The sequence below is a fragment of the Rhodococcus sp. IEGM 1318 genome, from assembly GCF_033142465.1.
Lineage (GTDB): Bacteria > Actinomycetota > Actinomycetes > Mycobacteriales > Mycobacteriaceae > Rhodococcus_F > Rhodococcus_F qingshengii_B.
Genome location: NZ_JAWLSC010000015.1, coordinates 1 through 13,387, shown reverse-complemented (window position 1 = coordinate 13,387; position 13,387 = coordinate 1). Strand labels below are relative to the sequence as shown.

The 13,387-nt window shown below is 62.3% G+C and carries 13 protein-coding genes; 11 read left to right on the top strand and 2 right to left on the bottom strand.

All coding sequences use genetic code 11. The features are described 5' to 3' along the window. Positions 1-223: 223 nt before the first annotated feature. From R4P65_RS27910 to R4P65_RS27900, 3 genes are read left to right on the top strand one after another with little or no spacing between them, the layout of a single operon-like run. Positions 224-1,048, top strand: coding sequence for an FAD binding domain-containing protein (locus tag R4P65_RS27910; protein ID WP_317828925.1), 825 nt, complete (start codon positions 224-226; stop codon positions 1,046-1,048). Next, on the top strand, positions 1,045-3,738 hold the full coding sequence (locus R4P65_RS27905) for a molybdopterin-dependent oxidoreductase (RefSeq protein WP_317828924.1): 2,694 nt from the start codon (positions 1,045-1,047) through the stop codon (positions 3,736-3,738). The genes R4P65_RS27910 and R4P65_RS27905 overlap by 4 nt, the downstream gene beginning before the upstream one ends. Next, entirely contained in the window at positions 3,735-4,706 is a 972-nt protein-coding gene (locus tag R4P65_RS27900; RefSeq protein WP_317828923.1) for an antibiotic biosynthesis monooxygenase, read from the top strand. The genes R4P65_RS27905 and R4P65_RS27900 overlap by 4 nt, the downstream gene beginning before the upstream one ends. Positions 4,707-4,885: 179 nt before the next feature. On the opposite strand, the gene R4P65_RS27895 is transcribed toward R4P65_RS27900, so the two are convergent. Continuing rightward, a complete protein-coding gene (locus R4P65_RS27895; protein ID WP_317828922.1) occupies positions 4,886-5,302 on the bottom strand; it encodes a universal stress protein in 417 nt (138 codons plus the stop codon). Positions 5,303-5,366: 64 nt separating this feature from the next. On the opposite strand from R4P65_RS27895, the gene R4P65_RS27890 reads away from it, so the two are divergent. From R4P65_RS27890 to R4P65_RS27880, 3 genes are all read left to right on the top strand, one after another. Next, complete coding sequence (locus tag R4P65_RS27890; protein ID WP_317828921.1) at positions 5,367-5,687, top strand: hypothetical protein; 321 nt, start codon at positions 5,367-5,369, stop codon at positions 5,685-5,687. A gap of 590 nt (positions 5,688-6,277) precedes the next feature. Continuing rightward, complete coding sequence (locus tag R4P65_RS27885) at positions 6,278-7,795, top strand: DUF4389 domain-containing protein (protein WP_317828920.1); 1,518 nt, start codon at positions 6,278-6,280, stop codon at positions 7,793-7,795. Continuing rightward, positions 7,795-8,331: a flavodoxin domain-containing protein gene (locus R4P65_RS27880; protein WP_317828919.1), complete on the top strand. Its 537-nt coding sequence runs from the start codon at positions 7,795-7,797 to the stop codon at positions 8,329-8,331. Before R4P65_RS27885 ends, R4P65_RS27880 begins: the two co-directional genes overlap by 1 nt. Before the next feature lie 601 nt (positions 8,332-8,932). Here R4P65_RS27880 and R4P65_RS27875 read toward each other — a convergent pair. Next, positions 8,933-9,397 (bottom strand): GyrI-like domain-containing protein, encoded by a 465-nt coding sequence (locus R4P65_RS27875; RefSeq protein WP_317828918.1) that lies wholly within the window; start codon positions 9,395-9,397, stop codon positions 8,933-8,935. A gap of 1,022 nt (positions 9,398-10,419) precedes the next feature. Here R4P65_RS27875 and R4P65_RS27870 point away from each other — a divergent pair. The 5 genes from R4P65_RS27870 to R4P65_RS27850 all read left to right on the top strand — a co-directional run bounded on the left by R4P65_RS27870 (position 10,420) and on the right by R4P65_RS27850 (position 12,940). Beyond that, on the top strand, positions 10,420-10,935 hold the full coding sequence (locus R4P65_RS27870; protein WP_317828917.1) for a hypothetical protein: 516 nt from the start codon (positions 10,420-10,422) through the stop codon (positions 10,933-10,935). 257 nt (positions 10,936-11,192) lie between these two features. Next, positions 11,193-11,393: a hypothetical protein gene (locus R4P65_RS27865; protein ID WP_317828916.1), complete on the top strand. Its 201-nt coding sequence runs from the start codon at positions 11,193-11,195 to the stop codon at positions 11,391-11,393. 91 nt (positions 11,394-11,484) lie between these two features. Continuing rightward, the gene (locus R4P65_RS27860; protein ID WP_317828915.1) at positions 11,485-12,063 is read left to right on the top strand and encodes a universal stress protein; all 579 of its coding nucleotides are present in this window, start codon (positions 11,485-11,487) and stop codon (positions 12,061-12,063) included. Between the two features lie 3 nt (positions 12,064-12,066). After that, positions 12,067-12,375, top strand: coding sequence for a universal stress protein (locus tag R4P65_RS27855; protein WP_317828988.1), 309 nt, complete (start codon positions 12,067-12,069; stop codon positions 12,373-12,375). 1 nt (position 12,376) lies between these two features. Beyond that, the gene (locus R4P65_RS27850) at positions 12,377-12,940 is read left to right on the top strand and encodes a universal stress protein (RefSeq protein WP_317828914.1); all 564 of its coding nucleotides are present in this window, start codon (positions 12,377-12,379) and stop codon (positions 12,938-12,940) included. Positions 12,941-13,387 lie beyond the last annotated feature (447 nt).

The following is a 13,387-nucleotide window of genomic DNA, read 5'->3' as shown; positions in this document are numbered from 1 at the left end:
GCGTAGCCGCGTCCGAATCAACAGCGCGAAAGCAAGAGGCTGATCGCGCCTCTCAAGCAGTCGTACCCAGAATCAGCCAGCACATGCACCGCCCCACCAGTCGATGTCACGTACGTATCGCTCATGTTTCACCTGCCCGATATGCACTAAAAGTGTGAATGTGCCCCGTCACCTCGGTAATGTCCCACTCCGAGACGACACATCCCCCGAGGGGAGCAGGCGCATGGACATCACCACCATTACCGACGTGATACGCCGACCACCGGATCGCCCAGGGGACGTGTGGCGTCCCGGCGACGCCTGGCTCGCGGGGGGAACGTGGCTGTTCTCAGCGGAACAACCCGACACACGTCGACTCGTCGACCTCACCGGGCTCGACTGGACATCACTGGAGGTCAGTGCGACTCATTTCGGTGTCGGAGCTACGTGCACCGTTGCCGAACTGTATGCGTTTGTCCCGCCGGACAATTGGCGTGCGAGTCCACTTATTCGCGTCAGCTGCGAGTACTTCCTCTCGTCTTTCAAGGTGTGGAATTCGGCCACCGTAGGCGGCAACATCTGTATGTCGCTTCCCGCCGGACCGATGATCACCCTGGCAGTTGCACTCGAGGCTACTTTCACACTGTGGGCAACCGCCGGAACAGGGAGGACCGTCGACGCGTGCGACTTCGTGACCGGTGACCACCAGAATGTCCTGGAGCCGGGCGAAGTTCTTCGGAGCATCGAGTTCCCGGTGCACGCGCTCACCAAACGGCACGCCCACCGCCGCTTCAGTCTCACGCACCTCGGCCGTTCGACGATCTTCATGGTCGCGACGCAGACTCCTGGAGCCGACGACTTTCACCTCACCATCACCGCCGGTACTACGCATCCGATCCGGCTTACATTCGACGCGATGCCGGACGAAGACTCTCTGCGACGAGCTGTCGACTCCATTTCGGCCGACAGTTGGTTCGACGATCCCAACGGAACCCCCGACCACCGCCTCCACCTCGCCCGTCACTACGCCGACGAGCTCCGAATCGAACTCACGAGGAGCCAGTCATGAGCTACACGGTGAACGACCGGAAGTTCGACGAGGAACCGTTCCCAGGACAGTGTCTTCGGACGTTTCTTCGGCACCTCGGACACCACGGAGTGAAGAAGGGGTGCGACGGCGGGGACTGCGGGGCCTGCACGGTGTGGCTCGACGGAGCGCCGATACACAGCTGCATCACGCCCGCCTTTCGCGCCGACGGTCGCGCGGTGACCACGATCGAGGGACTCGGTACGCCCGAAGATCTCCATCCGATTCAGCAACAGTTCCGGGATGCACCCGGCTTTCAGTGCGGGTTCTGCACCGCCGGAATGATCATGACCTCCGCGGCGCTCACCGACGCGCAGAAAGAAGACTTGCCGCGAGCGCTCAAGGGAAACCTGTGCCGCTGCACCGGTTACCGATCCATCGAAGACGCGGTCAACGGTGTCGGCGCTGTCGAAGTTGCCCTCCCCGGACAGGCGGTCGGGACCAGCGTCGGGGCGCCGGCGGCCACCGACGTCGTGACCGGCCGAGCCGAATACACTATGGACACCGAGATCGACGGAATGCTGCACCTGAAAGTGCTGCACTCGCCTCACGCCCATGCACGCATCACCTCAATCGACGCCACCGACGCTCTCGCTGTCCCTGGCGTGCATCGCGTTTACACCTGGAAAGACGTGCCGCGCAAGCTCTTTACAACGGCAATTCATACCGACCACCTTGTTGATCCGGACGACACGTACATCCTCGACAACGTCGTGCGGTTCGTGGGTCAGCGTGTGGTGGCCGTCCTCGCCGAGTCCGTCGTCGCCGCGGAAGAAGGCCGCCGGAAGGTGAAGGTCGATTACGAGATCCTGCCTTCCGTGTTCGATCCGGAAGAGGCCATGGCCGACGGCGCTCCAGCCCTGCACGGATCCGACGATCCCTTTGTGCGAGATCCCGAGCACAACATCCTGCTCGAACTTCACGGTCATGTGGGCGACGTAGAGGCCGGGTTCGCCGAGGCCGACGTCATCCACGAAGGCACCTACTTCTCGCCGCGGGTTCAGCACGCGCACCTCGAGACGCACGGTTCGATCTCGTGGATGGAAGACGGACGCCTTCACGTTCGCACAAGTTCGCAGTCCCCCTCCATTGCAAAGGTCAAACTCGCCCATCTCTTCGACCTCCGCCCGGATCAGCTACGTGTGTTCTGCAAACGCGTGGGTGGCGGGTTCGGAGGAAAGCAGGAAGTGATCAGCGAAGATCTGGTGGCGCTCGCCACCCTGGACACCGGCCGTCCCGTCTGTCTCGAGTTCACCCGAGAAGAAGAATTCACCACCGCGTCGCCACGTCATCCGATGAAACTGACGATCAAGCTCGGAGCAAAGTCGGACGGGACTCTCACCGCCCTTCACTACCGAAACGTCTCGAACACCGGTGCATACGGAAATCACGGCGGAGAGACACTCTTTGCCGGCGGCGCGGCAGTCTCTCTCTATCGCTGTGAGAACAAGAAGTTCGATGCGTATTCCGTGTACACCAATAATGTTCCGAGCGGCGCTCTACGTGGGTACGGGATGACGCAACCGGCCTTTGCCGTGGAATCGGCCATGACCGAATTGGCCATCGCGCTGAACATGGATCCGCTCGAACTGCGTCGACGCAATATCGTCCGACCGGGCGATTCGCTCGTCGCACTCGAAGACGGCCCAGACGACGTGATCTTCACCGAAGACGGACTGGGGCAATGCATCGATCTGATCGACGCGGCGTTGAAGCACCATCCGATTCCCTCGCTCGGAGACGATTGGCGGATCGGCACCGGTACCGCCAGTTCACTACATGAAACCGCACCACCCACCGAGCACATTTCCGAGGCCTGGCTCACCCTCGGTGAAGACTGTGTATACGAACTTGCCATCGGCACAGTCGAATTCGGTGAGGGAACTTCTACCGCCCACGTGCAGATCGCCTCGAATCAGCTGGGCACAACACCGTCACGCGTACGAATCATTCAGTCGGACACCGACCGAACCGGTTTCGACACAGGCGCTTTCGCCAGCGCCGGCCTGTTTGTCGCGGGGAACGCGGTACTTCGCGCGTCGAACGCGCTCCGTGATCGATTACTGGCCTTCGCCGCGCACCACACCGGCGTGTCGATTGACCAGTGCTCGATGGACGACGACAAGATCGTCTGCGGGAGTATCCGTGTGACTCTTCAGGAGATACTCGAGGCCGCACGCCCGCGCGGGATCCGATTCACCGAAGCACGGAAAGCTTATGGGTCTCCGCGCAGCGTGGTGTCCAACACTCATGGCTTCCGGATTGCCGTCCATCGCATCACCGGCGAGATCCGCATTCTCTACAGCGTCCAAGCTACCGATGCTGGGGTGATCATCAACCCGGCGCAGGTGCGGGGACAGATCGAAGGTGGCGTCGCCCAGGGCATCGGGTTCGCACTCACCGAAAACTTCTACGTGGATGCGAACGGCGCGATGATGAATCCGAATCTACGTAACTACCGGATCCCGACATATGCAGATATCCCACGCACCGAGGTGATCCTCGTCGAGTCATCAGACTCCGTCGGCCCGCTCCGCTCCAAGGGCATGGCAGAGTGCTGCATCAATCCGGTTGCCCCTGCATTGGCGAACGCACTGCAGGATGCCACCGGGTCACGATTCCGGTCACTACCGCTCACCCCGGAACGCATCTACACAGGCCTGAACAGATGACCGCGAACACGTCGGCGGACAGCGCCGCGACGGTCATCATCGGCCAGCGAGTACATGCCGGACTGGAGAAAGAATTCGAGGTCTGGCAGAAAGACCTCAACCGAGCCGCCGCAGATTACGCAGGCTTCCTCGGGGCAGAAATCGCGGCTCCGACACCCACCCAACCCGATTGGGTGATCGTGTACCGCTTCGACTCCATCGCTCATGTTCAAGCGTGGATCAACAGCGCGACGAGGCAGGGCTACCTCGACAGCGGTCGTCAGTACTTCGACGGCCCGGCCACGCAGCAGGTAGTGAGCGGCGGGATCAAGCCTCCGGACCCACTGCTGACTGTCGTAGTGACGCACCGAGTAGGTGACGACAGCATCGACGAGTTCCTTGCCTGGCAGGACCGCCTTCGCGAGGTGGAGAGTGCTTTCGACGGATTCCGCGGCACCGAACTGTTTCGCCCAGTCGACGGTGTGCAGGACGAGTGGACCCTGCTGTATCGCTTCGACAATGCTGCCCATCTCGATACATGGCTGACTTCCCCTGAGCGACAACAACTCCTCGCCGAGGGCCGCAAGTTCCACGACTTCGAACTGCGAACCGTGGACAATTCGTTCGGCAGTTGGTTTGCCTTCGACGAGAACGGAAACGAGGCCCCTCCACCCTCGGAGACAAAAACCTCGATCGCGGTCTGGGTCGGCCTGTACCCGACTGTCGTCTTGCTTACTTTGGCGCTGTCACCGCTCAAGCTGCCACTCTGGCTGGGATTGTTGATCGGCAACCTGTTGTCGAGCTTCATCATGAGTTTCTTCACGATGCCGTACTACGTGAATCGGCTTCTGCACCGTTGGCTGCGTCCACCTCCGGGGATTCCTGTCGCAAAAACCAACGCGCAAGGGGCGGCAATCGTTGCAGCGGTGACCTTGTTCTGGGTTGTCGTCTTCTATCTGGTGACTACTCAGTTCTGGTCGCTACCGTGAGCAGTGACTTCGCGTTCACCGCCTTCACCACGCGGTGCCCGCCTGAAAGAGCAGAACAGCTCCGCCCCGGGGTGGACTGATGGTGAACTTCGTGGTCATGCTTCATGTCCGGCGCTGCACTGCGCGAGCGAAACGGTTTGTCGACCGCACCTCGCCTCCGCGTCTCCAGCCTGGGCAGATCATCCGCGGACAATCATCAGTGGGCAGTGGGAGGCGTGAAGCAGAGTTCGGATGGTCGATCCGAGAAGGAGCGCCGTGAATCCTCCGCGCCCGCGGCTGCCGGTGACAACAACCCGCGCATGACGGGACAACTCGACGAGTTGGTGCACCGGACGGTCACGAACGACGACCATGTTCACATCCACGTCACGGTACGTCTCGCGCCATCGAGCCAGTCTTTCGGCGAGCACCGACTCTTCCACAGTGGCCATCTCGGCCCAACCTGGATCATCATCCGAATCGGGGGCGAAGACCGCCGTGAGATCGACGTCGCTCCACGCATGCGCGGCGATCAGACTGGTGTGCTGTCCTCGCCCGAGTTGGTTCGACACCAGTCTCTGCCGACGCTCGGCATTCCAGTGAGGGCCAAAGGTCATTAACGAACCCCGGTCCACCCTCTTCCGACCACGACCAGTTCGCGGGGGCGGCACAATTGGCCCCATGCCGGAAGAACCGAAGACATTGCGGGTGGAACTGGAAGAGGTCGGGGCGCGGCACTGGTGGGCTTCGATGTTGGCGACCCTTTCCTCGCAATCAGGGAATGCATACATGCGGTTCGTCGGTGTCGTGGATGGGAAGCCGCGTTATGTCAGCCCCACCTTTCCGACCCCGCGTGGGTGGGGAACCATTGCGCCGCAAGAAGAGTGGGCGCCGGGAATGACAGCGAGCCTGGCCGCGCTTCGGCACGGAATCGAGAACGATGGTTGGCGCCAGAGTGGTCGTGGACACCACCCGTGGTCTCTGACCTACCGGCTTCACTGAGACGAATCACAGGCCATCGCTGCGAGGATCACCTAGTCAGCGAAACAAGGCATCAGCGATCCGCGCGGAAGGACTCGCCGTCCGGGTGTCTCGCCGGTTGCCTATCCTGCCCGTAGCTTCGGGGAATGGTCATGCCCGCGACAATGCGCTAGGTATCGACGGTGACGGCCGAAACCGTAGCCGTCCAGGTTGCCCCACCGTTGCATATGCAATCCGTGCAGGTTGCCGCTGTCGGCGGCCTCAAGGTGGATGGTCTCCTCGTGACCGCTCCCTGTCCAGGTAGCGGTCGTTTCTGTCGGGCACCCGCCCGTTGCTCCGGTCCGCCGACGGGAAGGCGCTCGGCACGCAGATGCTCTGCGGCTAGGCCGTCCGGTTGCGCTTCGAGCGACATTGCGGCCGGTCATGGAAGTGCACATTTCGCGGAGTGTGGAGCCGTCCGGGTGCTTGTCCGGTGACGTCCAGAGTAGGGGCGCAGGACATATTCGGGGCGCCACTCTGCGTTTTCGTCGAACTTGTGGTGACCAATGGCTCTCACGCCGGGGGTCGCGGGCCACCACAGTGGTGTGAAGCACGTGATTCGGAGGCTGACTGTGAAACCGGGAAGAATCGTTGCGCTCGTCATCGGGTGCCTGTGCGCGCTGCTCGGGTTCGCCCTTCTGAGTGCTTCGGTGTTCCTCGGATGGGCGTACTTCACACAGAACGACGAGGGTCATGTCACCTCGCCCGCCCAGAAGTATCAGTCCTCGGCGAATGCCCTGGTCTCGGAGCGAATCGATCTCTTCCAAGAAGCAGACCTTCCCGAGGGCTTCAGCACCGACGACCTCGGCCGAGTGATGCTGCGCGTCACCTCGGACCGACCGAGCAAGGAGATCTTCGTCGGAATCGGCCCGCGCGAGGCGGTAGACGGCTATCTCTCCGGGGTCGCGCATACCGAAGTGACGGAAATCGAATTCGATCCTTTCCAGCCTAGCTACCGTCAGATCACCGGTGACCGGCAGCCGGAATCCCCTTCGGCACAGACGTTCTGGTCCACCTCGGCCACCGGAAACGGTACCCAGGAGGTGCAATGGGGCCTTCAGCGCGGATCGTGGACCGCCGTCGTGATGAACGCGGACGGTAGCCCCAACGTCGCTGTCGATATTCAGGCCGGGGTGCGGCTCGAGGTCCTCGGACCACTAGCACTCGGAGTGCTCCTCGCTGCAGTGGTGACGCTCGCAGTAGGCATACCACTGGTGGTGGTCGGAGCGCTGGGGCTCGGCCGGCACGGGCCACCTCAACCGCACTGGCCGGCAGCGGCGAGTGGACTCGATGCGGGCTATGTCCCCGACGCACCGTCGACTGCCCGCGCACCCGCCCCGTCCGCGCCCTATGCCGCGCACCTACGAGGCGACCTTGATCAACCGCTGTCGCGTTGGTTGTGGCTGGTCAAATGGTTGCTCGCGATTCCGCACTACTTTGTGTTGTTCTTCCTCGGTCTGGGGTTCGTGGTGACAACAGTGGTGGCAGGATTCGCGATTGTGTTCACGGGCCGGTATCCGCGGGGGCTATTCGATTTCAATGTAGGAGTTCTGCGCTGGCTCTGGCGTGTGCAGTTCTACACCTACTCCGCACTGGGCACCGACCGGTATCCGCCGTTCACACTGGCGCGCACCGATTACCCAGCTGACTTCGATGTCGAGTATCCCGAGACACTCTCCCGTTGGCTCGTTCTGGTGAAGTGGTGGCTGCTGGCCATACCGCACTACTTGATACTGGCCGTTCTCGCTGGCGGATGGTTCGGCGGATGGCGATTCGGAGTCACCGGTGACGACGACGGAGTCTCCGGAGTGCCCTGGCTGTTCGGCTCACTGCTCGGCGTTCTCATCCTGATCGCGGCGATCGTCATCCTGTTCACCGGCCGCTACCCGCGCCCACTCTTCGACTTCGTCATGGGTATCAACCGCTGGGTCTACCGCGTCATCGCCTACGCCGCGCTCATGCGCGACGAGTATCCACCTTTCCGATTTGATCAGGGACCCCTCGAACCCTACGACCACACCGATCCACGGGACCGGGCGCCTGACGATCTCGATCTACCGGCCGCCGGCCACCCACGGGGATCGACCTGATGACCACCTTGGTGAGCTACGCGACGGCGAAGGGCTCAACTCGAGGGGTAGCCGAGCGCATCGCCGCGCAGCTCGAATCCCTGGGTGAGACCGTGGACGCACAGTCCTTGCACGCCGTCGCCTCGGTCCAGGAATACGACACCCTGGTTGTCGGAAGTGCTATCCACAGTGGTCAGTGGCTTCCCGAAGCTGTGGACGCCATCGCGCGGCTGCGCCCCCAACTCACCGGCCGGTCCGTGTGGGCATACTCCGTGTCGTCGGTGGGGGTAACCAGCACGATCCTGTCGGACCGGGTGGCGCCGTGTCTTCGCCGGGTTACCCCGGAACCGCGCGTCGTGCAGTTACTGCGGGTGACTGCGGATTTTCGCGGCCACCGCTCCTTCGCCGGCGCCATCGGGCCCGGAGACTGGTCAGGCTTGGCCCGGGTGCTCTTCCGGCTGATGGGCGGACACTACGGCGACGCCCGCGACTGGACGGACATCGACCAGTGGGCAAAGACTATCCACCAGCGGGGCGCCCAGGTACGCGGCGACTGACCGCATGCGAGGCAGCGCCCTTCAATAGCGGCCTCAACGTCCCCGGTCTGTCGTCGACCCGGTGGACCGATCTGTGTGCCGCAGAGGAGGCCTACCGGCATAACCTCCGCCGATCTCGCCACGAAGCTCAGACAACGGATATCGGACGACGCCCCGCAAGGACACGATGCCGCGCCGGTGCTCACCGTAGTGGTGACCAGAGGAATCGTCGAGAGCGTCGCTCTCTGTCTCGTCCGGACCCCTGGACTACGCCGGCTTCCCCGGGCCAATGTGGGCCCGTGGATCGTGGGCACTGTCGTGGTCGTCGTGCTGGCTGGGCTGGGCCAGAGCCTCCGTACCCGGGGGCACCACCGGGTACGGACTTCCACTGCGAGATCTAGCGCTCATCAATTCAAGAAATCTGTCCAAACAGTGTCTGCCCCTCTGTGCGAGCCGCGTACGCGGGAGTCGAACGCAGCGAACACTTTCGATGTAGTCGACGATCGCGGTGTCATCCCGCCCGGCGTTGCAGTCGAATGGTCGAATGCAACGCTGCGCAGGCCGGAGTTCGATGGTCCACCCATACGGCGCGCCCGCCGCCCACCTTTGCGGTAGCAGTGGGTCAGGACTCGTCGATCGGCCAACAGATCCGGGTACGCCACTTCTCAGGATCCGGCTCAGCTTCGGGATCACTCAGGTAGCTTTCCCACATCACCGCACTCGGAATGAGTCGGGCATCCGCACAATAGCGCTCCAGTTCGGCGTAGGTTCGCGCCATAGCGTCGTACGGTCCGACGTGGACTGCCTCGACGGCCTTGCCACCAGGCAACGCCCCTGGAACAACATTGCCGACTGGTGTGATTGCGACTGAAACGGGGAAGCCAGCCTCCACGTCGACCACGTCGGTCGGTCGACCGAAATACTTTCCGAACGGCGGGCCGCTTGGGTGCACACCCCGAGCATGAAGGGCGGCCAACGTACCTGCGAATGCTCGCGAAAAGAATTCGGACAGCTCGGAAAGCGGTACCTGTTCTCTGATGCCGGCGGTCGGCTGAACTGAGTTCTCGACAATACGAATGGTCGTCATGATGCAACATTCATCGCACATGCACGCGCTGGATAGAGTCGAACGTCATACCCCGACCCACCACCGGTGTCGGTGAATCGCAGTCGAGACGTGTGCTGGCCGGTCGACACCGCATTCACGAGAAATTGATGCCACCGAAGAATAACCACCAAAGGCCGGACATCCTGGCAGGTGTTACTTCTTGGTATCGAACGGCGCCAACCCCCGATTCATACCATTCATGCTGTTACGGTTGAAGATGTGCAGGCAGGCATGAAGATTGGCTTCGCACGGACCGTGGGTCATCGATGTTGTGTGCTCAACGCCGATGACGTTCGACCGCCCCGGCTCGATCATGCAGGGTCGGGGCTCCGGCGGCTTCGCTGTTGAACGACCAAAGCTGATCGAATTTTATGCGGAGCCCTTCCGTCAGTAAAGATCTACCACTCATCAAGTTCAAGAAATCCTGTCGAACAATATTCGCTGTCTGTCCGAATCGAACCGCGGGAGTCGAACGCGGCCACTGTGCATCTACCGATACTCACCTGTCGTTCTCGTTCCGCCCACTTCAGGATCGGCGCAGCACTACACCGCGGCCCGGCCGACGCACCTGTCGCACCATCCGCGTCCGGCGACGTACGCAGACTCAGCGGGTCGTGCCCCTGCCTGCCTTCGCTGCCGTCCTTTCCTCGCTGCCATCCTCTGCATCGTGATCGCAATCGTCGGGACCAACCCCAGCGGAGGGCACCACGTTCCAGCACGGTCGCCCGTCACATAGCACCCGCACTGGGTGATGGATGGGACGCTGCCGAACGCACATGCCCCCACTCCTGGGGTGAATAAACCGCCCTCGAACGGGTAGGCAATCGAGAAGGCGACATACACCGAACACGGCCCCGCGGATGTTCTCTCATCGGCCGCCCCCCGAAATGCTCTGAACCACAACGCCGGAGAGGGCCGCCAGCATGCGCGATCGCGGAATTCACGGGACATCTCGACCCAGACGTATATGGCGGTGCGCACCGTGGTCCACCAATTCGTTGATGCGCACCTCGGACCGATTCTTAGCCGCGCTGGCGATCTCGGCCGTCGTCGCCGCGCTCATGGCGATACCTCTCGCGGCGACCGTAGGAACATCGGTCTACGCCTCGGATCGAGAACGAAGCGAACAGCAACACAACACCTACGACCGCTGGAACGCAACGGTCACGACCTCATCACCGGCAAATCCTGCCACCAAGGACATCCAGACTGGTCAGAAGGTTGTCACCTGGGCCATGAACGGGACCGAGCGCACCGAACCGCTGATCGATCACTTCAGCGCCCGTCCCGGAGAGACGATCACGGTATGGACCAACAGCGACGGTGAACAAGTCAGAGCGCCGATGGAGACATCCCTCGCCGCCGTCGACGGCATCGCTGCTGCCGTCTTACTCTGCTGCGCAACGATATTCGGACTCTTCCTTACGGTGAGAATTGCGCAGGCGTGGATTACGCACCGGAATCTGAACACCTGGGAAAAGGAATGGCGTGACATCGTCACACCACACCCGTCATAACAACGTGCACCTTGATCTGAATCGACCACACCATCCCCACCGTTACCGGTTCTCTCACCAACTGCCCCTGTCAGGACGACGCTATTCCACACGTCGCAGATTGGCAGCGCACCGCAGGTGGCGCGCAGGCGGAGGTGGGGCGAGGTACGCGTTCACGATACTCACTTCTCACACCGACGACTCCCGATACGCGTGCCTGGAATTCCCGGGAACCGGAAGATTCTGAGGCGGGCCGCCGGTACGGCGACCGCGCACTGATGCTCGGAACGCTCTCGATACTGCTGATCTGGACCTTCGGCGCCGGTCTACTACTGGGCGCGCCGGTCTACTACTGGGCTACGCCGCACTCATCACCTGGGGGAATCGCGACCAACAGCCGCGGCAAACACCGAACCCACACCACCGACACCCAAGTACACGCTCGAATCAGATTCTCCGAAGCTGACTTTCGCCTCTGACACCCGGCACAGCCCTCCCCGCAGGATAGAAGGGAGGCTGGGTGTTGAAAGTCCGCTACGTGCCGCGCCCTGTGGACGATCGGAGAAAATCGTGAGGATCAACCCACCCGTTGCCGTCGGCGTCGACGGAACCCCACAATCCGATCACGCCGTGTGGTGGGCTGCACGCGAAGCCGACCTACGTGATGCGCCACTGCTTCTGGTCACTGCATTCTTCACACCCACCACCTACGGAATTCCCTTCGGAATGCCAGCCGTCTTCTTCGACGACCAAGAAGCCATCGCGGATCAAAGACTGACGCAGGCGACAAGGATCGCGGAGGACGCCGTCGACGGGCGCCCACTCGAGAAACACAACGAATTACGCACCGACCTCCCGATACCCGTGCTACGCCGCGCATCACAGACGGCGGGGATCCTCGTTCTCGGATCCCGCGGGCACGGAGAATTCACCGGCAGCATCGAAGGCTCGGTGAGTTCCGCTCTCGCAGTCCACTCACAGTGCCCGGTGATCGTCGCCGGGGAGTCGGGCGAGAACTCTCAAACCCACACCCACCGCCCGATCCTGGTCGGAGTCGACGGAACCGAGCACAGCCGCCTCGCCACCGAAGCAGCGTTCGAGGAAGCATCCCTGCGCGGGGTCGACCTCGTCGCGGTGCACGCTTGGTAGGACATCGCCCTCGCCGTCGTCTTCTCCGCCTTCCGCAACTCCGACTGGAACGAACGGCAAGACGATCAACGTGATCATCTGGCCGACAGTCTCCGGGACTTCCACGACCGATACCCCGACGTCACAGTGCATCCCGTCCTGGCGAAGGATCAACCTGGAAAACATCTCACCGAGTACTCCCGACGCGCACAGTTGGTGGTGCTCGGCCGTCGAGGCCGCGGCGGCTTCAGCGGCATGCTCCTCGGGAACACCTGCTGCGAAGTCCTGCACACCGCTCACTGCCCCGTCATGATCGTCAACAGCGACCGATGACATGACCGACCACGAGAACGGTCGCTGTCGCAGCGCATGGAGAACATTCGAGCCGATCCACATCGACGGACCGGCAAGTCCACACCCGCCGCGCTGCGAACTGGTCGTCGGACTCGACGCACACCCCGGGATACATCCCGCACTGCCGTACGCGATCGCGTTCGCCCGACAACTCGACGCCGGACTGCACGTCGTCCACAGCATCGACCCCGCCGACTACCCGATCGAACCGGACTCCCCGCACCACGAACAGGAATTCGCCGACACACTCGAATCCGAGTGCACCGAACCCGCGCCGCACTCGCACCATTCACCGGGTCCTGGTCCTACGACCTCACCGGCGAAGACCCCACACACAACTACTGGCCACTATCGCCAACGCCTGCGACGCCATGATGATCGTCATCGGAACACCGCACCGAGGACTCACTTCGATCTTCGAACGCCTCTCCCGAAACTCCGTCGCTACCCACCTGATTCACCACACCCATCGCCCGCTACCGACGCCGCCGGAACCACCAGCCGGCCGCACTCCCTGGCGACACCACCAACCCCCGCACACTGAACGCCGCACGAATACCGAGAGGAATCGCACTACACCGAATAACACTGCGACACAGGAAAAGAGAAGCACTCCCGTGCAACAGGCACCCCTATTCGTCACCGAGACGTCGCGGACTCGCGCGCATTTCGGGCCCTCTGTGTTTCCCGGTTCCGAGCCTCAATTGATTCACCACAATCCGGTGAAATCCCGATCTCTGCTGCGGCAGTAGCTGGCAATCCGCTCCTGCGCGAGGCGTTCACTCATCTCCGGCATCGACGCGAACGACACCCCCCGACAAGTCGGCAATACAGCCGTCGAGGACGATTTCAGTCCCACGCTCCGAGAACCTTCCCGCGAACTCCACCGTCAAGCGCGCTAACGTCTCTGCGTACGGGTCTGTCTCGCTAACGGTGTTTCGGCCGGTTTCCATCAGTAAGTTTCCGATCCCGGCCAACGATCAGCGAAGGT